At 71.6% G+C, this 23,259-nt stretch carries 19 protein-coding genes and 1 other RNA gene; 3 read left to right on the forward strand and 17 right to left on the reverse strand.

What is annotated here, in order from left to right:
* Positions 1 to 150: 150 nt before the first annotated feature.
* On the forward strand, positions 151 to 1,122 hold the full coding sequence (locus tag LUU90_RS07215; protein WP_275002674.1) for a DUF4349 domain-containing protein: 972 nt from the start codon (positions 151 to 153) through the stop codon (positions 1,120 to 1,122).
* Between the two features lie 29 nt (positions 1,123 to 1,151).
* On the opposite strand, the gene LUU90_RS07220 is transcribed toward LUU90_RS07215, so the two are convergent.
* The 10 genes from LUU90_RS07220 to LUU90_RS07265 all read right to left on the reverse strand — a co-directional run bounded on the left by LUU90_RS07220 (position 1,152) and on the right by LUU90_RS07265 (position 14,624).
* Complete coding sequence (locus LUU90_RS07220) at positions 1,152 to 1,916, reverse strand: MerR family transcriptional regulator (RefSeq protein ID WP_275002675.1); 765 nt, start codon at positions 1,914 to 1,916, stop codon at positions 1,152 to 1,154.
* Positions 1,909 to 3,156, reverse strand: a complete 1,248-nt coding sequence (locus tag LUU90_RS07225) for an MFS transporter (RefSeq protein ID WP_275002676.1) — start codon at positions 3,154 to 3,156, stop codon at positions 1,909 to 1,911. Before LUU90_RS07225 ends, LUU90_RS07220 begins: the two co-directional genes overlap by 8 nt.
* 81 nt (positions 3,157 to 3,237) lie before the next feature.
* The gene (locus LUU90_RS07230; protein ID WP_275002677.1) at positions 3,238 to 3,642 is read right to left on the reverse strand and encodes a RidA family protein; all 405 of its coding nucleotides are present in this window, start codon (positions 3,640 to 3,642) and stop codon (positions 3,238 to 3,240) included.
* A 41-nt stretch (positions 3,643 to 3,683) separates the two neighbouring features.
* Positions 3,684 to 4,907: an alanine racemase gene (locus tag LUU90_RS07235; protein WP_275002678.1), complete on the reverse strand. Its 1,224-nt coding sequence runs from the start codon at positions 4,905 to 4,907 to the stop codon at positions 3,684 to 3,686.
* A gap of 70 nt (positions 4,908 to 4,977) precedes the next feature.
* Complete coding sequence (locus LUU90_RS07240; protein ID WP_275002679.1) at positions 4,978 to 6,558, reverse strand: N-acyl-D-amino-acid deacylase family protein; 1,581 nt, start codon at positions 6,556 to 6,558, stop codon at positions 4,978 to 4,980.
* On the reverse strand, positions 6,555 to 8,321 hold the full coding sequence (locus LUU90_RS07245; RefSeq protein WP_275002680.1) for a beta-N-acetylhexosaminidase: 1,767 nt from the start codon (positions 8,319 to 8,321) through the stop codon (positions 6,555 to 6,557). The genes LUU90_RS07240 and LUU90_RS07245 overlap by 4 nt, the downstream gene beginning before the upstream one ends.
* 69 nt (positions 8,322 to 8,390) lie before the next feature.
* Positions 8,391 to 9,977, reverse strand: coding sequence for an alpha/beta hydrolase (locus tag LUU90_RS07250; RefSeq protein WP_275002681.1), 1,587 nt, complete (start codon positions 9,975 to 9,977; stop codon positions 8,391 to 8,393).
* A 90-nt stretch (positions 9,978 to 10,067) separates the two neighbouring features.
* A complete protein-coding gene (locus LUU90_RS07255) occupies positions 10,068 to 11,948 on the reverse strand; it encodes a propionyl-CoA synthetase (protein WP_275002682.1) in 1,881 nt (626 codons plus the stop codon).
* Between the two features lie 110 nt (positions 11,949 to 12,058).
* Positions 12,059 to 12,796, reverse strand: a complete 738-nt coding sequence (locus LUU90_RS07260; protein WP_275002683.1) for a phosphotransferase — start codon at positions 12,794 to 12,796, stop codon at positions 12,059 to 12,061.
* 31 nt (positions 12,797 to 12,827) lie between these two features.
* Positions 12,828 to 14,624, reverse strand: coding sequence for an HNH endonuclease (locus LUU90_RS07265; protein WP_425596210.1), 1,797 nt, complete (start codon positions 14,622 to 14,624; stop codon positions 12,828 to 12,830).
* A 381-nt stretch (positions 14,625 to 15,005) separates the two neighbouring features.
* On the opposite strand from LUU90_RS07265, the gene LUU90_RS07270 reads away from it, so the two are divergent.
* Complete coding sequence (locus LUU90_RS07270; protein ID WP_275002685.1) at positions 15,006 to 15,659, forward strand: hypothetical protein; 654 nt, start codon at positions 15,006 to 15,008, stop codon at positions 15,657 to 15,659.
* Between the two features lie 549 nt (positions 15,660 to 16,208).
* On the opposite strand, the gene ssrA is transcribed toward LUU90_RS07270, so the two are convergent.
* The 5 genes from ssrA to ftsE form a co-directional block, all read right to left on the reverse strand.
* Positions 16,209 to 16,577: a transfer-messenger RNA gene (gene ssrA / locus LUU90_RS07275) on the reverse strand.
* A 111-nt stretch (positions 16,578 to 16,688) separates the two neighbouring features.
* A complete protein-coding gene (gene smpB / locus LUU90_RS07280; protein WP_275002686.1) occupies positions 16,689 to 17,165 on the reverse strand; it encodes an SsrA-binding protein SmpB in 477 nt (158 codons plus the stop codon).
* Positions 17,166 to 17,255: 90 nt separating this feature from the next.
* On the reverse strand, positions 17,256 to 18,668 hold the full coding sequence (locus tag LUU90_RS07285; protein ID WP_275002687.1) for a peptidoglycan DD-metalloendopeptidase family protein: 1,413 nt from the start codon (positions 18,666 to 18,668) through the stop codon (positions 17,256 to 17,258).
* Positions 18,668 to 19,579 carry a permease-like cell division protein FtsX gene (gene ftsX, locus LUU90_RS07290; protein ID WP_275002688.1) on the reverse strand — a complete coding sequence of 304 codons (912 nt, stop codon included), beginning with the start codon at positions 19,577 to 19,579 and terminating at the stop codon, positions 18,668 to 18,670. The genes LUU90_RS07285 and ftsX overlap by 1 nt, the downstream gene beginning before the upstream one ends.
* A 2-nt stretch (positions 19,580 to 19,581) precedes the next feature.
* Complete coding sequence (ftsE, locus tag LUU90_RS07295) at positions 19,582 to 20,358, reverse strand: cell division ATP-binding protein FtsE (RefSeq protein ID WP_275002689.1); 777 nt, start codon at positions 20,356 to 20,358, stop codon at positions 19,582 to 19,584.
* A gap of 199 nt (positions 20,359 to 20,557) precedes the next feature.
* On the opposite strand from ftsE, the gene LUU90_RS07300 reads away from it, so the two are divergent.
* Complete coding sequence (locus tag LUU90_RS07300) at positions 20,558 to 21,601, forward strand: NAD(P)-dependent alcohol dehydrogenase (protein WP_275002690.1); 1,044 nt, start codon at positions 20,558 to 20,560, stop codon at positions 21,599 to 21,601.
* A gap of 31 nt (positions 21,602 to 21,632) precedes the next feature.
* Here LUU90_RS07300 and prfB read toward each other — a convergent pair whose 3' ends face one another.
* Together prfB and LUU90_RS07310 are read right to left on the reverse strand one after the other, a co-directional pair.
* Positions 21,633 to 22,742 carry a peptide chain release factor 2 gene (gene prfB, locus LUU90_RS07305; RefSeq protein WP_275002692.1) on the reverse strand — a complete coding sequence of 370 codons (1,110 nt, stop codon included), beginning with the start codon at positions 22,740 to 22,742 and terminating at the stop codon, positions 21,633 to 21,635.
* A 92-nt stretch (positions 22,743 to 22,834) separates the two neighbouring features.
* Positions 22,835 to 23,257 (reverse strand): ankyrin repeat domain-containing protein, encoded by a 423-nt coding sequence (locus tag LUU90_RS07310; RefSeq protein ID WP_275002693.1) that lies wholly within the window; start codon positions 23,255 to 23,257, stop codon positions 22,835 to 22,837.
* Between the last annotated feature and the right edge of the window lie 2 nt (positions 23,258 to 23,259).

The following is a 23,259-nucleotide window of genomic DNA, read 5'->3' on the forward strand; positions in this document are numbered from 1 at the left end:
CGGCCGTGCCGGGCACGGCGTGACCGCAGCGTGATCAAAAACAGCGCAAAACCGAAGAAAAATCGGGTCACCGGGCCCACAAGTTCACAAAGGGATCACAGTTCTCAGGTGGGAAGCGTTCCTGCCCTACCGGCCTCCTACGCTCGTCCCATGAAGCGCAACCGGTCAGCCAGGGGGGACGCGGGCACGCCCCTGCGCCGACTCGCCCAAACCCTCCTGGCAGCGGTCGTCGGAGGGACCCTCGCGGTCTCCCTCGCCGCCTGCTCCGGAGGTGGCGCGAGCGAGTCCGGCGCAGCCGACGCGGGCGACGGGGCACGTGCGGAGGTCGCCACCCCGGGCTCGGCCGAGGGCACCGTCGCCGACGCGGCCGGCGCCGTCGGCCTCGCCGAGGCGCCAGAGGAAGCCGTCAACCGTGAGCTCATCACCACGGGCAACGCGACGCTCGCCGTGGAGGACCCGTTCGAAGCCGCCGAGCAGATCGCCGACCTCGTCGAGGGCGCGGGTGGCCGCGTCGAGGCGCGCGACGAGCGCGCGGAGACCGCCGAGGAGCCGGGCAGCGCGTCGATGACGCTCCGGATCCCCGCCGACCGCGTCTCCGCGACGCTGGACGCGCTCGACAAGCTCGGCGAGGTGCGTGACCGCCACGTCGAGACGCTGGACGTCACCGGCACCGCACAGGACCTCGACGCCCGTATCGCCGCACTGCGCACGTCGACCGACCGGCTGCGCGAGCTCATGGCCGAGGCCGACCGCACCGCCGACCTCATCGAGATCGAGGCGGAGCTCGCCACACGGCAGGCGGAGCTGGACTCCCGGGTCTCCGAGAGGAACCGGCTCTCCGACGAGGTGGCGATGTCCACCCTGCACGTGGAGATCGTCGCGGAGAGCTCCCCGGCGGCGCAGGCGGAGCCGGGCGGCTTCCTCGGCGGACTGTCCGCCGGGTGGAGCGCCCTGGTGAGCACGTTCAACGTGTTCGTCCTGGTGCTCGGCGCGATCATCCCCTGGCTCGCGCTGGCCGGTGTGGTGCTGCTCGTGGTGGTCGGCGTCCGCAGGCAGATCGCCAGGAACCGGCCTTCCGGCCCGGGGCCGATCGTCGCCGAACCGGAGCCCGTCGAGCCCTGACCGGTCGAGCCTGACTGGTCGAGCCCTGCCTACCGGTCCGCGAACCGGGCCTCGATCCGTTCCATCGCCTGCCGCTGCTGATCGTTGAGCAGCTCGGCCGTGTACTCGCTGAGCAGCGGGGACGAGGCGCCGACGTCGAGCAGTTCATGGTCGGCGAACTCGGCGATCAGGCCTCCGAACGCCGTTCCGAAGCTGTCGACGACCGACGAGATGTCCTGTTCGGTGCTGCCCGCTCCGAGGCTGCCGAACTGCTCGGCGAACGCGCTGACGACCTGGATCATGGTGGGGTCGCTCATCCGTTCGTAGAAGTGCGCGAGCTGAGGCATCGCCTCTTCTCCCAGCAGGTGGGCCAGGAGCACCGAGTGCTCCCGGTCGGCCCTGATCAGCTCCGGCGAGATTCCCGACGTCGCCCAGACGGCGAAGAACGGCGCCAGCTCCGGCGGGACGTCGGGCGCGGCGCGGTGATCACGCAGCTGCGCGATCACCGCACGCCGTCTGGTCAGCTGGTCGATCTGCGCGACCAGCTCGGCGTCCAGCTCGTCCAGGAGCGCCCCCGCGTCGCCATCCCCGGCGCTCCCGCCGCCCGCGTCGTCGAGCAGCTCCGACATGCGCTCGAGCGGGATGCCGACCGCCGCCAGCCGTTTGATGCGCAGCAGCCGGACCAGGTCGCGCAGGTCGTAGTTGCGGTAGTCGTTGCTGTCCCGCCGGGGCTCCGCGAGCACCCCGACCTCGTGGTAGTGCCGCAGGGTCCGCACCGTGACGCCGGCGAGGCGGGCCAGCTCCCCGCTACGCACTGCGGACCGCCGGCTGGGTCTCGCCCGTGGGCTCCGTCTCGGGCTCGAGATGCCGCAGCGACCGGGCGAGGAGGCCCAGGACACCGGCGACGAGCCCGATCCCGGCCAGGGCGTACGCAGCGACCTCGACACCGATGTACTCGGTGAGCAGGGCCGCCGTCATGAGGCCGACGGGCGGTGCGGCAGTCATGACCGCATTCTGCGTGCCCATGATCCGTCCCCGCATCCCCTCGCGGATGCGTTCGATCATGAGCACGCCCATCAGGCTGCCGAACAGGCCACTGGCGAGCCCCACCACGAAGGCGCCGGCGAAGACCACCCAGACCGAGGACAGCGTGGCGATGACGCCGAACCCGACAGTGGTCCCGACCACCCCCGCGATGAACCACGGGCGCCTGCCCCCGCGCGCACCGACGACGGCATAGAACCCGGCGCCGACCAGCATCCCGGCGGCAAGCGCCGTCAGGACGAATCCAAGCATCCCGGGCTGGTCGATCTGCGTGAAGTACACGGGCAGGACCAGGCCCTGCAAGGACGCCAGCACGCTCATCGTCGCCACGGTGAGCAAGGTCGTGGCGACCAGGAACGGGCTGCGCAGCAGCACCCGCCAGCCGTCCCGAAGCTGCGTCCAGCTGCCGCCGGCCGGCTCGTCACCACTGACGATCGCCACGGCGCCCACCCGGTACGGGATGAGGAGGGTCAGCAGGGCCGCGGCGAGCGACGTCGCGGCGGTGATCCACAGCACCGTCGAACCGTCGAAGAGCACCATCAGCGTCCCGGCCGCCGCCGGCCCGAGGAGCAGGGCGACCGCACCGAGCCCTTCCCTGATGCCCATGAGCCGATCGGCGCTGATCGAGCCGTGGCGCACGATCGCCGGCAGCAGGGCATCGCGAGCGGTCATGCCCGGTACGTCACCGAGCGACCCGATGATCCCGAACAGGACGAACCACCCGACGTTCAGGCCCGAGACCATGTCGACCACGGGCAGAGCTGCGACCGAGGCCGCCGAGACCAGGTCCGTGACGACGGACGACGTGCGGCGGTTGATCCGGTCGATCACGACGCCCATGACCAGGCCGGCGAGCACGGCGGGTACAGCGGTCGCCGCGGCCACCGTGCCGGCGCTCAGCGCGCTCCCGGTGACCTGCAGGACGATGAGCGGGAACGCCACCCCCGCTATCGAGTTGCCCAGCAGGGACAGCAGGTACGACGACAGGTACGCGAAGGGAATCAGCCTCATGATGCCAGTCAGAACCATCACGTAGGGGCGGGGTCAAGCGTTGCCCGCCGGCGGGCGCGGCGCCGGCGGACAACGCCCCGCTCAGCCGGTGATCGCCAGCGCGTCGATCTCCACCAGCATCTCCTCGCGCGGCAGGCCCACCATCACCGTGGTGCGGCTCGGCAGCACGCCGCCCGGGCAGTGCTTCGTCACGAACTCGCCGTAGGCCTCGTTCATGGCGGCGAAGTCGTCACGCGTCGTGAGGTAGACCCGCAGCATCACGACGTCGTCGAACGTCGCACCGCCGGCCTCGACGATCGCCCGCACGTTCTCCAGGGTGCGCGTGGTCTGCGCGGCGACGTCGCCGGGGTGCACGTACTCCCCCGTCGCCGGGTCCACCGGGCCCTGCCCCGAGACCTGCACGAACGGCCCCTTGCGCACGCCCTGGTGAAACGTGTGCGCGGGGGCGGGGGCGTCGGGGGTGGAGATGGCGGTCTTGTCGGTCATCGGTGCTCCTTGCTCGGGTCGTGCGGTCGGTCAGCTGCTGGTCAGAAGTCGAGAGTGATCTGCTCGGCGACCTCGTCGCCGCGGGTCACGAAGCCGGTGCGGTACTTGTCGAGGGTGGTGCAGGGGTGCGAGATGCCGAACCCGACCACATCACCGGGCGCGAGCAGCCCGTCGTTCCCCGGCTCGATCGCGAGGTAGGCGTGCTGGTCGTTGAGCGCGGTCACGCGCACGCCCGTCAGCTCACGGGCAGCGCCCAGCCGGCCGGCGGCGTCGGCGGCGCGCACGACGAGGGGCGTCGGAAGGTCGATGTCGAACGAGACGTCCCGGCGGCCCATGCCGCAGATGACCAGGCCGGGCTCCGGCGCGGACAGCACGGAGGCCCACACCGTGATCGCGGGCCGCAGCGGCTCGGCGCCCAGCCGGGTCCAGGGGTCGGCCCGCAGGTAGTGGCCGTGGTCGTGGGTCACGTAGGCACCCGAGCGCAGCACCACCCGGGTCGGCACCTCGGCGCCGGTGGCGTCCTGGACCGGCACGGCGAGATGCCGCGTGACGACGTCGGCGAACGCACTGCCGCCCGCGCTCAGCACCGTGGCCCCACCGACGAGCCCGCCGATCTGCGCGCCCACCGCACGCAGGTCGTCGCACCACCGGCCGACGGCCTCGAGCTCCTCCGCGCTGGTGCCGCCCGCGACCGGTCCTTCGTAGCCCGCGACACCGGCCAGCCGGAGCCCGGCATCGTTCACACCGACCGCGAGCACCACGGCGTCGGACACCGTGCGGACGCCCGTACGACCGCCGGGGACGCCGAGCTCCACCAGCACGCCCAGCCGGGCGGTCACCTCGGGGGCGGCGCCGGCGAAGCCTGCCGCGAGGAGGTCGACCCCGCGTGCGGAGTCCACGTAGACCCATACCTCGTCAGCGGCCCGGTCCCCGGCGCCGTCGCCGTCGCTGAGCGCGGCCCGTAGCCACGCGATGTCGCGGGGGTCGACGAGCTCGTTCGCGAGGAAGGCGCGACGCCCGGCGCCCGGGACGCCCCAGCCGAGCGCCGTTCGCAGCTGTGCGGGCGTCGCCACGGTGGCTCCCCAGGCCCCGGCCGCGACCTGGCGCTCCCAGATCTCGCGGGACATGTGCGTCTTCACGTGCGGCGCATGCTCGACGCCTGCCCCGGCGAACGCGTTCGCCACCGTCGAGATGTTGTGGTCCAGCGCCGCCTCGTCGAGCGTCAGCAGGGGCCAGGTGAACGTGGAGTCATCGATGCGCAGCACACCCACATCCTGCCGTGTCCCGGGCGCCGCGCGCACACGTCCGGCGTCCGCTCGCGGTCCGGGACACGGATCAGGCGGCTGCCGGCCGCAGGCCGCGCCCCGGCGTCGCGCCTGTGAGCCGGCCGCCCGCGAGCACCGGCACGCCACCGACGAGCACGTCCTCGATACCCACCGCCGGCGTGCGTGGCGACTCGTACGTCGCCTCGTCGCGGACGCGGGCGGGGTCGACGAGCGCGATGTCGGCGACGGCGCCCGGCACCGTCGCGCCGCGGTCCGCCAGCGCGAAGCGGCGCGCGGCGCGGGCCGAAAGGTGCTCCGCGGCGTCCCACCAGCTCCACGAGCCGCGCCGCACGTGCTCGTCGAGCAGCCTGGCGAACGCGCCCCACCCGCGCGGGTGCGGCCGGCCGCCCCAGTAGATGGCGTCCGAACCGGCGAGATGCCCCTCGTGCCCGGCCAGCGCACGGACGGACTCGGGCGAGTTGGTCGGCGGCTGCGCGAAGACGCAGCTCGCACGCAGCGCGGTGGTCGTCAGGACCTCGACCACCGTGTCGGGTGCCGACCGCCCGAGCCGCGCGGCGACGTCGGGCAGGGTCATGCCCTCCGCCCACTCCAGGCCCGGGACGGAGGCGAAGGTGATGCGCGGCCAGAGGTCGTCGAGGCCCGCGAAGTGCTCGGCGAGGCGCGCGGCGGCCGCGGGGTCACGCAGGGCGTCGACCGTCGCGCGCGCGTCGGCGAGGGGCAGCCACGTCGGGAGCGTGACCATCGACAGGATGGAGCATCCGCGCAGGTAGGGATAGGAATCGTAGGTGACGTCGCGGCCCCCGGCCCGCGCTCCCCCGACATGCTCCAGGAGGTCGCCCGCGGGGCCGTGCAGGTGGGACACGTGCGTCGCGGCGTCGGACGCGCGGGCGATCCGCATCAGCTCGTCGAGCGCCTCGACGCCCCGGTCCTCGTACCCGCGCATGTGGCTCACGTGCGGCAGCCGGCGGGCGGCGACCACCCTGGCGAGCGCGACGAGCTCCCGTTCGTCGGCATAGGCGGCGGGCACGTACTCGAGGCCGGTCGAGAGGCCGCAGGCGCCGTCGTCCAGGGCCTGCTCCAGGAGCCCGACCATCGCGGCCACCTCCTCGTCGGACGCCGACCGCTGCGCGGCCCCGAGCACCCGGTACCGCAGGGTCCCGTGCGGGGCGAGGTACGCGACGTTCACCGGAACCGTGCGGTGATAGGTGCCCAGGAGATCAGCGACGGAGCCGCCGGAGAACGTGGGGTGCGCCCCGTCGATGGCGGCGAAGTACGTGCTCGCCCAGTCGTAGGTCGCGCTGTCGGTCGGGGCGAACGACACGCCGTCCTGCCCGGTCACGACGGTCGTGATGCCCTGGCTCAGCATCGCGAGCTGCACCTCCGGCTCGAAGACGGCGGCCTCCGCGTGGGTGTGCGCGTCCACGAACCCGGGCATCGCCACCCGACCGTCCGCGTCGAGGATCCTCGTGTCCGGGCCGGTGAAGCTCTCGGTGCCCGGAACGGTGTCGCCCGTGCCCGCGCGGGTGATCGCCGCGATCCTGCCCCGCACGACGTGCAGGTCCAGGAGCCCGGACAGGGACCCGTCGGGCTGCGGCACGCGGGCCCCGCGGATCAGGATCGTGCCGGTCATGCGTCCCGCTCCGGATCCGCGGGCGCCGGTTCCTCCGTGGGCAGGTTCTCGACCCCGCCGTCCTCGCGCCAGCCGCCGATCCCTGCCCAGCCGCCGACGGCGGTCTCCGCCGCCAGGTCACGCGGGTAGCCCTCGACCCCGGGCCGGGTCTGCCACGGGTGCGGGCCGGCGAGCGGCCGGTACTCGACGCCGTACGCGTCGAGGCGGGGCAGGTGCCGCCGTTCGAGGCGGTCCAGGAACTCCTTCGACGCGGCGGAGCCCTGCGTGCGGTCGGCCCGGGGCGACCAGGCGACCTCGGCGAACGCCGCGAGCCGGGGGAAGGTCGCGTAGTCGACGCGCCGGGCGCTGTCGAGGTGCTCGGTCCAGACCTGTGCCTGCGTACCGAGCAGCCGGCCCGGAACGCCGGCGAGGTTGGCGGAGGCCGGGGTCAGCGCGGCGGGCAGGGGCTCGAACGCGTACACGTCCTCCACGGTCCGCAGAAAGCCGACGGGGATGGGCTCCGCCGGGTGCTCCCCCGCCCGGTGGTCGAGGTAGACGGCCTGCTCAGGCGCCATGACGACGTCGTACCCTGCCGCGAGCGCCGCCGCGCCCTGGGCGTAGCCGCGCCAGGACGTCACGATCACGTCGCGCGGCAGCATCGGCGACACCGCCTCGTCCCAGACGACGGCGCGGCGGCCGGCGGCGGACACGTGCTCCGCGAGCCGGGCGACGAACCAGCCGTGCAGCTGGGCGACATCGGCCAGACCGAGCGACCGCGCGCGCTCGACGATGGAGGGCGACTCGCGCCAGAGGGTGGGCGGGACCTCGTCGCCTCCGAGGGCGATCCAGGGCGTGTCGAAGACGTCCAGCACCTCGTCGAGCACGTGCCGGAAGAACGCGAGCGAACCCTCGGACGGGTCGAGCACATCCTGGCTGATGCCCCACGTGGTGCGGACGGCGCTGCGGTCCTTGCGCGTACCGAGCTCCGGGTAGGCGGCGACGGCGGCCTCGACGTGACCGGGGACGTCGATCTCGGGGACCACGGTGATGCCTCGGTCGCGGGCGTAGCCGACGATCTCGCGCAGGTCGTCCTGCGTGTAGAAGCCACCGTGCGGGCGGCCGTCCCGCGAGCCGGTGCGCCAGGTGCCGACGGTGGACTCACGGCGCCACGCCCCGGTCCTCGTGAGCTCGGGGTAACGGTGGATCTGGACACGCCAGCCCTGGTCGTCGGTGAGGTGCAGCTGCAGCACGTTGAGCCGATGGGCGGCGGCGAGGTCGATGAACCGCAGCACGTCGTGCTTCGGCAGGAAGTGCCGGGCGACGTCGAGCAGCACACCACGCCACTCGAAGCGGGGACGGTCCTCGATGTGCACGACCGGCAGCACGAGCGGGCGGGTGCCGCTGCGGCGGTACGCGTCAGGGCCCGCGAGCTGACGCAGCGTCTGGGCGGCGGCATGCGCGCCGGCGAGGTCGGCGGCCCGGACCCGGACCGAGCCGCCGGCCTCCGGACGGCGCTCCGCCGGGCGTACCTCGATGCGGTACCCGCCGGCCGGCAGGTCGGGTGCGAGGTCGAATCGGACGCAGTTTCCGGGGCCGCGGCCCGGCGCCGCGGGAACGAGATCGAGGCCGAAGGCCTCCTCCGTGACACGCCGCCACCAGCGTGCGGCCGGCCGGAGGACGGGGTCGGACTCGACCCGGGCGCCGTCCTCGAGCAGCACCGAGCCGCCCGACACCTGCGTCGACGCAGGCTCAGGGACCAGGCCAGGGTCTCCGGGGCGTTGCACGGCGTCACCCTAGCGCGGCGAGAGCGCGCGGTCCCGGAGGACCGCGCGCTCCCCCTCACCCCGGGTCCGTCAGCCGGCTCGGCAGGACACGTCCCGCCGCGGCATCTCACCCTCGACCAGGTAGGTCGTCCCGACGTTCAGCGCACAAGCGTTGCCGCCGAGCACGTAGACGCCGTGGCCGCTGCCGTCGACGGTCACCAGCCGGGACCGGTCGCCGAACTTCTCGTGCAGCCGCTCACCACCGGCCACCGGGGTGACCGGGTCCCGACGGTTCTGCAGGATCAGCACGTTGCGCGCACCCTCGTCGGCGATCTGCACGGGCGGCTCGATCGGCTCGGTCCAGTAGGCGCAGGGCAGGATGTTGGCCGACGCCGCACCGAACAGCGGGAACTTCTTGCGGTCCTCGGCCACAGCCGTGCGGTAGGTGCTGACGTCCTCGGGCCACTCGACGTCGTTGCAGGTGGTGGCAAGGAACACCGACAGGGCGTTGGAGAGCGGCGACGCCTCGGTGTCTGCGGCGACCGGCGCCGGGCTGTCGAAGAGGTCCGTGTCGAGCAGGCTCCGGGCGGCCGCGGCGTCGCCGTCCCGCAGGGCCTGCCAGGTCTGCGCGGTCCGGCCGTAGGTCCGCTCGCTGTAGAGCCCGCCGAAGACGACCTGGCGGAACAGTGCGCCGTCGACCCCCTGCACGGGGACGCGGTCCAGGCGCTCGGCGGTCTCGAGGTAGGCGGCCCGCACCTGCGCCGGCGTCCGGCCCAGGCCGTAGGCGGCGTGCCGCTCGGCCGCCCACCTCGCGAAGTCGGGGAACGTCTGCTCCATGCCCAGGGCGAACCTGCGCAGGCCCTTCTGGTCGAGGTGCGTGTCGCCCACGTTGCTGTCGAGCACCACCCGGTCGACCGACTCGGGGAACATGGAGGCGTACGCGGCGCCCAGCGCGGAACCGTAGGAGTAGCCCAGGAAGCTGGCCTTCTCCTCACCCAGCGCCGCCCGGACGCTGTCCAGGTCACGGGCCATGTTGGCCGTCGACACGTGCCGGAGCAGACCGTTCTCGTCGTTGGCGGCGCACTGCTCGGCCGCTGCCTCGACGACCTTCGCATGCTCGACGACCGCGGCGTCGTCGGCCGCGAACGGGGGGATGTTGCTGAAGTAGTCGCCGCCGGCCGCGAACCCGCAGTCCAGCCGGGTCGAGTGGCCCACCCCCCGGGTGTCCATCCCGATCAGGTCGTAGGCGTCCAGGACGCTGCCGGGCAGGCCCTGGGAGGCCAGGAGCGTCGGCTGGGTGAGCCCGGACCCGCCGGGTCCGCCCGGGTTGAGCAGCAGCACGCCGCGTCGCGCGGCCGGGTTCTCGCTGGCCATCCGGGAGAGCTGGAGCTCGATCTGCTCGCCGTCCGGGTCGGAGTAGTCCAGCGGTACCGGGATCGTGGCGCAGGTCAGGACGTAGGATGCGGCCTCGGTGGCGACGTCCTCGGGGCACGGGCCCCACTCGACCTGCGCGGCCTGCTCGGCACCGGACCGGGCGCCGGGCTCGGCGCCCTCCGGCCGGACGTCGGCAGCCGCCGGCACCGCGAGTGCGCCGGCCAGGCCCAGCACGGCCAGCAGGGCGACGCCCCGGCAGCGAGTCGGTGACGGATGTGGGGACCTGAAGTGGATTCGCTTCATGTCCCCACCCTCGGACGGCGCGGCCGCGCCGGTAAGTGTCACCTATCACCACTGTGCCCGGAGGAATGCCCGGCCGGGGGATGACAGATGTCACTCCCGCCGCAGGACGGGCTCCAGCGCCGTCAGCACTGCCGGGTCCTCGATGGTCGACGGCACCTGCGGGTGCTCGCCGTCGGCCAGCTGACGCATGGTGCGCCGCAGGATCTTGCCCGAACGGGTCTTCGGCAGCCCGGCGACCACCTGGACGTCCTTGAACGCCGCGACCGGACCGATCTCCTCGCGGACCGCCGCGACCAGCTCCGCCGCCACACCCTCGGGGTCGGCGCCCGCCTTGAGCACCACGAACCCGCGCGGGACCTGACCCTTGAGGGCGTCGGCGGCGCCGATGACCGCGCACTCCGCCACGGCGGGGTGCGCTGCGAGCACACCCTCGATGGCCCCGGTGGACAGGCGGTGCCCCGCCACGTTGATGACGTCGTCGGTCCGTCCCATGACGTACACGTACCCGTCGTCGTCCACATAGCCGCCGTCGCCGGAAAGGTAGTAGCCGTCGTACGCGGTGAGGTACGACGCCACGTACCGTGCGTCGTCGCGCCACAGCGTCTGCAGGGTGCCGGGCGGCAGCGGCAGCCGGATCGCGAGGCTCCCCTCCTGCCCGGGCGCCGCGACGGTGCCGTCCGGGAGCAGCACCTGCACGTCGAAGCCAGGCACCGGGACCGACGGTGACCCGGGCCTGGTCGGCATGGGGTCGAGCCCGCGCAGGTTGGCGACGACCGCCCACCCGGTCTCGGTCTGCCACCAGTGGTCGATCACCGGCACACCGAGCACGTGTCCCGCCCACTCGTACGTACCGGGGTCGAGCCGCTCCCCCGCGAGGAACAGGTGCCGCAGGGACGACGTGTCGTGGCCGGCCAGGAGAACCCCCTCGGGGTCCTCCTTCTTGATGGCCCGGATCGCCGTCGGCGCGGTGAACAGCGCCTCGACGCCGTGCTCGGCGACCACCCTCCAGAAGGCCCCCGCGTCCGGCGTGCCCACCGGCTTGCCCTCGTACAGCACGGAGGTCGCGCCCGCGATCAGCGGCCCGTAGACGATGTACGAGTGGCCCACCACCCAGCCGACGTCCGACGCCGTCCACCAGACCTGACCTGCCCCGATGTCGTAGACATTGCGCATTGACCAGGCCAGCGCGACGGCGTGGCCGCCGTTGTCGCGCAGGATCCCCTTGGGCTTCCCCGTGGTGCCCGACGTGTACAAGATGTAGAGCGGGTCCGTCGCCCCGACCTCGGCGCAGGGCGCGGGATTGGTGCGTCCGGCGTGCATGGCGGTGGCCCAGTCCAGGTCCCGCCCCTCGACGAGCGTCGCGGCGGCCTGCGGTCGCTGGAGCACCACGCACGATGCCGGCTCGTGGTCGGCCAGCTCCAGGGCCTTGTCGAGCAGCGGCTTGTACTCCACCACCCGGGTCGGCTCGATGCCGCAGGACGCCGAGACCACCACCTTCGGTTGCGCGTCGTCGATCCGCAGTGCCAGCTCGTTCGCGGCGAACCCGCCGAACACCACGGAGTGCACCGCGCCCAGCCGGGCGCAGGCCAGCATCGCGACGACGGCCTCCGGCACCATCGGCATGTAGATCACCACGCGGTCGCCCTGCCCGACGCCGAGGTCGCGCAGGGCGCCGGCGAACGCCGCGACGTCCTGCAGCAGCGTCGCATAGGTGATCGTCCGGGATCTGCCGGTGACCGGACTGTCGTAGATGAGCGCCGCCTGATCGCCCCGGCCCGCGATCACATGCCGGTCGAGAGCGTTGTAGCAGGTGTTCAGCCTGCCGTCGGGGAACCAGCGGTAGAACGGCGGACTGTCGGCGTCGAGCACCCGGGTGGGCTTGCGGAACCAGGAGACAAGAGCGGCCTGCTCGCCCCAGAACCCCTCGGGATCCCTGAGGCTGCGCCGGTAGACGTCCGCGTAGTCGGCCATGTGATGCCCTTCCGCTCCGGCTCACGGACCTCGGTGTCCGCGCCGTTGTCAGTGTGCCTCGGGCGCGGGGCGCCGTCGAGCGACGGGGCCGGAGCGCACTCGGTCACGCTTCACAGGAGCCGGGCGAGCTCCTCGGCGTGCTCCGTGGTCCAGGCTGCTTGCTGCCGCACGGCGTCGGGTACACCGAGCTCGGCGAGCCGCACCATCGCTGGTTCACCGGCCCGGGCACCCGCGTCGATGCCGTCCGCGCACCGGTGCTGCCACCAGAGCGCCGTCGGCACGAGCTCGGACCGGTCCAAGGGCCCGTAGGCGTCGCACACCGTCGTGAGGGCGCGCGCCGCCCGGCCGACGTCGGTGGCGGGCCCCAGCGGGACGAACTGCCAGACCAGGTGGGCCACGTCCTCGATCCGCCGGCCCGGGCCGGCGATGTCCCAGTCGACGAACGCGACCGGCACGACGCCGCTCGCCCCGTGCCGGAACACCGTGTTGCGCGGGTCGATGTCGTGATGGCACACGACCTCCGAGTCTCCGGCGAGCGCGGTGCCGGCGGTCAGGTCGTGCAGCTCGCGTACTAGCCGGGCGAGCGCGGCCAGGCAGGACGGCTTGGCCGCTGCCCGCCGGACCCCGTCATCGGCGCCGCTGAGGCCGTCAAGGTAGCTGAGCACCTCGGTCGCGGGCGGCTCGACCCGCAGGAGCCGGGGCGCGCCGCTCCAGCCCTGCTCCGCGAGGTACCGCAGCAGCTCATGCACGTACTCGTGCCGCTCAGGCATCGAGCGGTGCACCTCGGCGCCCCGCCGCGTCACGGTCGAGACGAACCCTCCGGACAGGACCTGGTCGTCGTGCTGCACCGCCCCAGTGTCTCGTGAGCAGCTGCCGACGTCAGGAGGATCTCTTCGGCTGCCCCTGCGGAGCGGTGCTCGCCGCGGAGGTAGGCGCGCGGCGGTAGCCAGCTCCGGGTAGATCCGCCCAGACAAGATCGGGTCGAGGCCGCCGTCGGCGCCTGGGGCGAGTCGACCCGCGCCGGCCGAGCGGCCGGTAGGCGATGGCGCCTCGGTCGGGGCGGGTATCGCAGCCGATCGTGTAACGGCTGCGTGGGATGCGTCCGCTGGGGTTGCCCATGCCGACCGCCGGGGTCCACGCCGGTACCGGGTGCGTGGGGCGATTCTGCGCCTCCTCCGGTCCGGGGTCAGTGGGCCTGGGTGCGACCGGCGTGTGCTCGGGTGCCATGGCCGGTTCCGCTGGTGCGGGCGCGCCGGAGACGGACGTGTACCCCGGTGCGGTGTCGCGAGCCGGTTCTGGTGACGTGGGCGCGACGGAGACGGACCTGTCCCCCGGCGCCGTGTCGCGGGCCGGTTCCGGTGGTGCGGGCGCGACGAAGACAGAGGTGTGCCCTGTCGGTGTGATCGTCTCGACCGCGTGTCGGCCGTGGACGTCGGTGGCCTTCTGCCGCCACCCGGGTGCCTGCTTCGCATGATTACACCGGGCACACAGGCCTTGCCCGTTCGCGAGGCTGGTCTCCCCGCCCTCGGCATGCGGGGTGACGTGATCCAGATGCCGTACCGGGGCGTCGCACCACGACGTCGCACAGATCCCCTGCCCCCGGGCACGCAACAGATCCGCCAGACCCGGTGGATGGAACCGCGCCCTCGACGTCGTCGCCAGCAACCGACCCTGAGGGTCGACGTAGATCGAGCGGAGCCACGCCGCGTCCGCGTCGATCCCCTGTGCGGCCAGATGCCGGGCCACCGGGCCCGGGACGACGCCCGCGCCCACGGACATCCCCTCTATGACCACACCCGGCTGGTCACCACCTGCGAGCAGGGTCTGGTCGGAGACCAGCAGATTGAGCGTGACCGGCACGTCGTCAGCATGACCCGGTCCACGGCCGGTGACTCGTTCGATCAGGGTGTCGGCCATGATCTGCCCAGCCCCGCGCTCGTCACCCGCAGCTTTGGCTGCTTCGGCGTGCTTCTTCAGCTGCGCATACGCCTGGACACCCTGCTGCATAGGTACCAGTGCGGTCAGGTACACCATCAGGTCCGGTGCCGGACGCACCGAGACACACCGCTCACCCACCGCCTTCGCGTTCCGCTTCACACACGCGTACACGTCCAACTGACCCGCGAGCTCCTTGATCCGCGCGACCAACCGACGCGTCCCCATCGACGCCAGGGCCACCCGGTGCGCGGGACCGCAGAGCTCCTCATCGATCCGCGCCCGGTCCTCCACACCCAGATGCGACGTCTCCCGCACCAACAACGTGGCACGCCACTGCGACAGGACCCCCGTACGCAGAGCGCCGAAGGTATGCGGCATCTGCGTGACCCACACACGCGCCGCCCCCAAGAACCCAGCCCCGGCATGCGGACTGACCCGCAGCGCCGCACCCACCTGATTCGGCACACCACGACCACGCCGCTCCACCCGAAGACCCTGCACAGCCTCGTCGGCCTTCGTCGCCTCGTCCAACGCCACCGCCAACCTGCCCTGCACCGCAGCGATCGTGTTCTTCACCGCCTCCAGCTCACCGAGCAGATCCACCCACTCCGCCTGCACCCGCCGCGACGTCAGCCCGCCGGAGCCGGAGCCAGCACCCACGCCAGCGTCGATGTCGGTGTCGATGTCGGTGTCGGTGTCGGTGTCGGTGTCGGTGTCGGTAGCCCCTGGCAGGATCATCCCGGCCAGGTACTCCCGCAGCACCCGCACGTCAGCCGCGCGCACCACCGCAGGAACGCCCCCGGAGACGGCTCCGTCGCGAGCCAGGGGCAGCACCGAGCCGGCGGGCAGTTCGCCCGCTCCAGGTGCACCTCCGGCTGATGTCATGCCATCAATCTATGGCACACCTGTTCGTATCGCTCGTCGAACGAGCCCTCTCCGCCCACAGCAGAACCAGCAGCAGAACCGACATCGCAGCATCCACCCACCACCAGGAGCGCGTCGACCCGGCAGCCCCCCCCCCGCGCCGACGCGCAGCTCGACGCCATGGCCAGTGATCACGGCCGCACTGCAGGTTCGGCAGCCTTGCAAGCGCCGTCGCCATGACGACACATGCCGGGTATGAACCTGCTACGAGCACCAGGTCAGCTCCTCGGCGTCGGGCTGGCCGGCGCGCTGCTGCTCGGTACCTGCGCATGCGCGGACCGGGCCGGCTCGGCGTCGGGCAGCAGCGCACCCCAGGGCGGGTCGCCGGCGACCGCGCCGCCCACTCCAGTGGCGTCGGGTCCGGTGACCGCCGTCACGACGGTCCTCCAAGAGGGTGACGGACCGCCCGAGCTCTGCCTGGGCGGAGTGGCCGAGTCGTTCCCGCCCCAGTGCGGCGGTCCGGAGATCGCCGGGTGGGACTGGGACGCCGTCGACGCTGACTCGGCACAGGGCACCACCTGGGGCGAGTACACAGTGGAGGGCACCTGGGACGGCGAGATCTTCCACCTCACCGAGGCCACGGCCCCGACGGACCCGCCCGCGCTCCCGCACGACCCCCGGCTCGATCCGGACAACGCGGGAGCAGTCGGCGACGACACGTCGGAGCCTGAGGCGCAGAAGCTCCAGGACGAGGTGTACGGCGACCTCGGCGGCCTCGGCGGCTGGATCGAGAACGGCTACGTCTGGGCGACCGTCATCTACGACGACGGCAGCATCCAGCGCTACGCCGACGGCAAGTACGGCGCCGACACGGTCGCCGTGCAGTCGGCACTACAGGACGTCGAGTAGCCGCCACGAGCCCGCCGCCCGCGACCCCCGCCGAAGCGACAATCCCGGCAATAGCGACACATTACTCACCGGAGTCGCAGAATTGCATAAATGGCGCCTGATGGGCAAGAAAATGCACGACATCAACGAACGATGAATGCCGACTTTTATCTATGTCATTTACCTTGACGCGCCACAAAGCCACTGGCAGGCTCTCTCCCCCAACGAGTTGAGCGATCATCGGAAGAACGTGAGCTGATCAGCCCGGCCCGAACTGACGACAGAAGGTAGCAGGCTTATGGGCGACGGGATCGCCACGGGCGTCTTGGTGAGGGTCACCGGGGCGTCAAGCACCGAACGAGGCACAGAGGGCATCGTGAAGACCGTCCGACCGGGGTGGGCCGGCAAGGAGGCCGTGCTGGTGGTCGCAGGCGTCCTGCGGTCACGAGAGGTGGCCATACCGGTTTCGGACCTGTCGAAGAAGTAGATCGCGCGAAGCAGTAGGCCGCGCAGAGTTGCGCCCCACACAACAGCAGGCCCGCCTCCGAAGAGGCGGGCCTGCTCACACAGGGGTGGAGCTGCCGGGAATCGAACCCGGGTCCGGTGACGCTTTTCGAGTACTTCTCCGGGCGCAGTCTGCTATGGATTTTCTCGGCCCCCGCACTCGCGCAGACACGTTCGCGGACAGGCCCAGTCATCTGAGTGTTCCCGCAGCCCCGATGACGAGAGCTACGAGCAGTGGCTTCCTAGATGACGCCGGCTACTGGGACGGAAGCATTTCCCAGGCCGACGGAGTTCGGGCTCGCTCAGGCGGCGAGGGCGAACTCGTTGCGCGAGTTATCGGCAACTATGTGTTTGCAGACATCGTTTACGAGATAAGTCTGCATCCTCGGCCCGCTTCTCCTCGAAGCACGACCACCGTCGAAACCGATCAGCCCCTATGTTGTTGTCAACCGTCCCACCCGGGCTACGCCCGTGCGGAACATCTCCAGCCTACGCGACAACGCCGCAGACGGGAACGTTATTTCCGTTACAGCCCGCCAGGACCGGTCAGCGGAGCAGCTCCTTCTGCCGCATCGCACGCTGCGCCTCGCGCATGTCCTGCTGCTCGCGCAGGGTCTGGCGCTTGTCGTACTCCTTCTTACCGCGGGCCAGGGCGATCTCGACCTTGGCCCGGCCGTCCAGGAAGTACAGCGACAGCGGGATCAGGGTGTGCCCCTTCTCCCGTGACTTCGACTCCAGGCGGAGGATCTCCTCGCGGTGCAGCAGCAGCTTGCGCCGCCGCCGCGGCGCGTGGTTGTTCCACGTACCCTGGAAGTACGCCGGGATGTGCACGTTCTCGAGCCACGCCTCACCACGGTCGATGTTGGCGTAGCCGTCGGTGAGGGACGCCCGCCCCATCCGCAGCGCCTTGACCTCGGTACCCGAGAGCACGAGTCCGGCCTCGAAGACGTCCTCGATCACGTAGTCATGACGGGCCTTCTTGTTGTTCGCCACGATCTTGCGCGGATCGTCCTTCTTGGCCATGGTCTCCCTCCGGGATCTGCTGGTGCGCCGTGCCCCGTGCGGGCAGCGCGACGTCCCAGTTTACGCGCCCGACCTCGGTGGACCAGGCTTTTACAGCCAGGTCATCGGGTCCACGGTCGAACCGTTGACGTACACCTCGAAGTGCAGGTGGCACGCGGTGGACGTACCGGTGGTGCCCGAGTAGCCGATCACCTGGCCCCGCGATACCTGCTGACCCGGCGACACGGCGAACGACGTGAGGTGGTTCGAGCTCGTCATCACGCTGCTGCCGCCCGACGAGTAGCCGTGGTTGATGAGCACCTGGTTGCCCAGGCCCTCCAGGAAGCGCGCGTAGAGCACCGTGCCGTCCGCGGGAGCCAGGATCGGCGTGCCGCAGTACGCACGGAAGTCCGTGCCCGCGTGCAGCCTGGAGTACTGCAGCACGGGGTGGAACCGCATGCCGTACGAGGAGGTGACAAAAGGGTTCGCCGTCGGGTAGCCGAGGAACGAGACGGTCCCGGTGCCCCCACCGGTGGAACCGCCACCGGACGACCCACCGGACGACGACCCACCGCCCGACGAGCCACCACCCGAGGATCCGCCGCTCGAGGACCCCTCCTTCGCCTCGCGCTCGGCCTGCTCCTGGGCGAGGCGCTCGTCACGCTCCCGCTGCTCGCGGATGATCCCCTTGAGGTCGGACTCGATCGAGCTGAGCTCCTGCTCGGTGGCCTGCATGTTCTCCATCGCGACGGACTTGCGCCGCTCGATGCGGGCCTTGAGCCGCTCCTGCTCCTCGATCAGACGCTCGATCTCCGCCTTGCGCTCGACGGCGGCCTGCTTGGCCTGCTCCTTCGACCGGACGTTCTCGTCCGCGAGGCGCTTGAGCTCCGTGACGACCTCACGGATGGCGGACAGCCGCGCCTGCAGGTTGCGGGCGGTCGCCTCGGCGTCCTGCAGCTCGGCGAGCGTGCGTGCCCGGATCCGCGCGGCCGACGACGACACCGAGTACCCGTCGATGAACTCCTTGGTGCTCTGCGCCCCGGTCACGAGGCCGATCGTGGAGGCGTTGCCCGCGCCGCGGAACTCCTCGCGGGCCATCTGCGCGATGTCGTCGCGCGCCCCGTCGACCTTGCCGGAACCGTCCTGGAGCTCCTGGCTGACCTTGGCCTCCTCCAGCTGGGCGTCGGCCAGGCGCTGGGCGAGGATCGCCGCCTCCCGCTCCGCCCGCTCCAGCTCTGCCTCCGCCTCGGCGAGCTCCGCCTCGGCGACCGGCAGCCGGCCCTCCACCTGGTTGAGCTCGAGCACCGCGTCGGCCAGCTGCGTGTCGGTGTGCTCCAGCTCGGACTCGAGGCTCTCGCGCTCCGCCTCCTTCGCCTGCTGCTCCCGCTCGGCGGCGGCACGGCGGTCGTCGAGGTCGTCCGCGTACACGGCGGTGGATCCGCCGAGCAGGAGGACGACCGCGAGCACGACGGCGACCGGTCCGCGGCGACGGACCCTGGACTGGAGGCTTCGGGGAGTCGGCATCAGATCCTCGTGTACCGGTTCAGGGTGAAGAAGGACGAGAGAGCCGCCAGGGCGACGGCCATGACCACGAGCAGCGGCGCGACGCGGAGCACGTCGACCTCCGACACGTACGCCACCCAGTCGACCGACCGTTCGAGCCAGTCGCTGACCATGAACCGCACGGCGAGCCAGAGCCCACCTCCGGCCAGCAGCGAACCCAGAACGGCCGCCAGCGCCCCTTCCAGCAGGAACGGGAGCTGGATGAACAGGTTGGACGCCCCCACCAGGCGCATGATCTCGGTCTCCTTGCGCCGCGAGACGGCGCTCAGCCGGATGGTGGTGGTGATCAGCAGCACCGCGGCCAGGAGCATGACGCCGGCCAGCCCGGCCGCGAGCAGGGTGGCGGCGTTGAGCGTGCGGAACAACGGTTCGAAGACCGCCCGTTGGTCCTCCACGATCTCCACGCCGTCGCGCCCCGAGAGCACGTCGCTGACGACGGCGAACTGTTCGGCGTCCGACAGCTTGAGGCGCAGCGAGGCCTGCATGTCGTCCGCGGTCAGCTGCGTGCCCTGGTATCCGTCCGGGTAGCGCTCGCTGAACGCCTCGAACGCCTGCTCCTTCGACTCGAAGTAGACCTTGCTGACCTCGTCGGTCAGCTCGGTGTCGATGATCTGCCGCACGGCGTCCACCTGCGTGTCGGTGGCCTCGCCGCCGGCGCACGTCGGCACCACGGAGCCTTCCGGGCAGAGGAACACGGATACCTCGACGAGGTCGTACCAGTCGTCCTTGAGCTTGCCGATCTGGGCCTGCAGCAGGGCGGCCGCGCCGACAAACGTCAGCGACACGAACGTCACGAGCACCACGGCCACGACCATGGTGGTGTTCCGGCGCAGGCCCGAGAAGACCTCGCCCAGCACGAACTGGAAGCGCACGGTCAGACCCCCCGCACCGTCTGGACCGGCGCGCGGGTACCGCTGCCCGGGGAGTCGAGCACCGGCGACGCGCCGACGTCGGGCAGGATCGCCTCGCGCTCGCCGTAGCCGCCGCGCGCCTCGTCGCGGACGACGACGCCGTCGGACAGCTCGACCACGCGGCGGCGCATCTCGTTGACGATCTCGTCGTCGTGCGTGGCCATGACCACCGTGGTGCCCGTCCGGTTGATGCGGTCGAGCAGGCGCATGATGCCCAGCGAGGTGGTGGGGTCGAGGTTGCCGGTGGGCTCGTCGGCCAGGAGGATCTGGGGCCGGTTCACGATGGCGCGGGCGATCGCCGCGCGCTGCTGCTCACCGCCCGAGAGCTCGGTGGGCATGCGCTTGCCCTTGCCCGCCAGGCCCACCATGTCCAGCACCTCGGGCACGGTGTCCCGGATGACATGGCGGGGCTTGCCGATCACCTGCAGCGCGAAGGCAACGTTCTCGTGGACCGTCTTGTTCTGCAGCAGTCGGAAGTCCTGGAAGACCACACCGAGCTGACGGCGCAGCGTGGGCACGCGCCATCCCGAGAGGTTCGCGACATCCCGTCCCGCCACGTACACACGGCCGCGCGTGGGCCGCTGCTCGCGCAGGACCAACGACAGGAACGTCGACTTGCCCGAGCCCGAGGCCCCCACGAGGAACACGAACTCACCACGCTCGACGTCCACGGAGACCTGGTCGAGGGCAGGTCGTGCGCCGCGCGCATAGACCTTCGACACGTTCTCGAACCTGATCACGAGCCCGAGACTAGGTGGGTGAAGTGGTGGCGTGTCGGGCGGACACGCCGACAAAACTCACCCGGTCCATATGGAACGGCGGCCAGATCCGGTCAAACTAGGCCGCACGCGGCATTTCACCTCCGCGTATCTCGTGCCGGACCGCCACGAGTGCAGTCTCATGGAAGGACCAGCCCCGGCAAGAGGAGCGTGCGTCCCGATGCGTGCTGTCGTGTTCGAGAAGTTTCAGACCTTTCCCTCCCTCAGAGAAGTGGATCGACCGGTGCCCGGGCCGGGCGAGGTCCTGCTCAAGATCGCGGGATCAGGGGCGTGCCACTCCGACGTCGCGCTCTACAAGGAGTTCGCGGAGGGGCAACCCGGCTCGTTCGCCCCGCCCTTCGTGCTCGGGCACGAGGCGTCGGGCTGGGTCGAGGAGCTCGGCCCGGGTGTCAGCGGGTTCCATCAGGGCGACGCGTACCTCGTGTACGGCCCCAACGGCTGCGGACACTGCAAGGCATGCTCGCGCGGCCAGGACACGTACTGCCAGAACGCCGCGGACATGCCGTACGCGGCAACGGGTATCGGGCGCGACGGCGGCATGGCCGAGTACATGGTGGCGCCTGCCCGAAACCTGGTTCCGCTGGGCGATGCCGATCCCGTGGCCGCCGCGCCGCTGGCCGACGCGGGCCTGACCCCGTACCACGCCATCAAGCTGTCCCTGCCCCACCTGGCCGGCGGTGGACGGTTCGCGCTCGTGGTCGGCCTCGGTGGCCTGGGGCAGATCGCGGTACAGATCCTCAGGGCGCTCACCGGCGCCACGGTGATCGCGACGGACATGAAGCAGGACGCCATGGACCGCGCCGCCGCCCACGGCGCGCTCACCGTGCCCGGTGGGCCCGACCAGGCGGCGGCCATCCGGGAGATCACCGGCGGACGCGGCGTGGACGCCGCCTTCGACCTGGTCGGCGCGGGCCCGACGATCAGGACGGCACAGGCGTGCCTCGCTCAGCTGGGCAGGCTCACCGTGGTCGGGATCGCCGGCGGCACCACCGAGTGGAGCTTCTTCACCAACCCCTACGAGGCGGTGATCACCAACACCTACTGGGGCACCATCGAGGAGCTCCACGAGGTGGTAGCGATGTACCGCGCGGGGCAGATCGTGCCCGACGTCGAGCGTTACACCCTGGACCAGGCGCCGGAGGCCTACCGCAAGCTCGAGTCCGGCCAGCTGTCCGGCCGGGCGGTGGTGGTCCCCCACGCGTGAGCCGGCCGCCGCAGCCGGGGCGCACCCGGCGTCAGTGCTGCGATCCGCCCCGGCGCCAACGGATGCCGGCCTCGATGAAGTCGTCGATGGCGCCGTCGAACACCGCCTGCGGGTTGCCCGACTCGTGCTCCGTGCGCAGGTCCTTGACCATCTGGTACGGCTGGAGCACGTAGGAGCGCATCTGGTCGCCCCAGCTGGCCTTGATGTCGCCGGCCATCTCCTTCTTCTTCGCCGCCTCCTCCGCCTTGCGCAGCAGGAGCAGACGCGACTGCAGCACGCGGTACGCCGCCGCGCGGTTCTGGATCTGCGACTTCTCGTTCTGCATGGCGACCACGACACCGGTCGGGATGTGCGTCATGCGCACCGCGGAGTCGGTGGTGTTGACGGACTGCCCACCCGGGCCCGAGGAGCGGTACACGTCGATCTTGAGCTCCGACTCCGGGATGTCGATGTGGTCCGTCTGCGCGATGAGCGGGATCACCTCGACCGCGGCGAACGACGTCTGCCGGCGGCCCTGGTTGTCGAACGGCGAGATCCGGACCAGGCGGTGGGTGCCGGCCTCGACGGACAGGTTCCCGAAGGCGTACGGCACGTTGACCTCGAAGGTCGCGGACTTCAGGCCCGCCTCCTCCGCGTACGAGGTGTCGCCCACCTTGGTGGGGTAGCCGTGCCGCTCGGCCCAGCGCAGGTACATGCGCATCAGCATCTCCGCGAAGTCGGCGGCGTCGACGCCACCCGCACCGGCGCGGATCGTCACGACGGCCTCACGGGAGTCGTACTCACCGTTCAGCAGGGTGCGCACCTCGAGGGCCGCGAGATCCTTGCGGATCTTCGCGACCTCCTCCTCGGCCTCGGTGAGCGAGTCGGCGTCGTCCATCTCGTGACCGAGCTCGACGAGCGTCTCGACGTCGTCGATGCGGGCGCGGAGCTTCTCGACCCGGTCCAGCTCGGCCTGGGCCGCCGACAGCGCGGAGGACACCCGCTGGCCCTCGTCCGGGTCGTCCCACAGGTTGGGCGCCGACGCCTGCTCGGACAGCTCGGCGATCTTCGCCTGCAGGGCGGTGGGGTCGCTCACGGCCTCGATGGAATCGAGGGTGGCGCGGAGCGCCTTGATCTCTGCGGGGAAGTCGTTGGTTGCCACGGTATTCAAGGTTACCCGCGCATCGCCGTGCCCGACGCCGGTAGATCCCGCCGACCGCGCTCGGACCGGCCGGAGGGCCGCCCGCAGCAGCGTCAGCGAGCCCCGGGCTCCGGCAGCTCCCGGCCGAACATCTGTGCCGTCGCGCGGGCGCTCGGGTTCCCCGCCTCGGGGTCGGCACCGTGCTCGACGAGCACCCGGATCACGTCGGTCTCGTTCTTGAAGACGGCCCCCGCGAGCGGCGCCTGGCCCTTGCCGTTCAGGCGGTTCACGTCCGCGCCCCGCTCGGCGAGACCCGCCGTCAGCCCCGCGTGCCCGTGGTAGGCGGCGAGCATCAGCAGCGTGTTGTCCGCCTCGTCGGCCAGGTCCACCGGCAGGCCGGCGTCCACCAGGTCCAGCAGCACGTCAGCACCCTGCCGTGCGAGGTCGAAGATCTGCTGGGGCTCGAGGCGCGTGCCGGCCCCCGGGTCGCTCGTGCCCTGCTGGTCGGCCCGCTGGTTGCCGTCGAGGTCGCTCATGG

The organism is Promicromonospora iranensis (assembly GCF_028994775.1).
Classification (GTDB): domain Bacteria; phylum Actinomycetota; class Actinomycetes; order Actinomycetales; family Cellulomonadaceae; genus Promicromonospora; species Promicromonospora iranensis_A.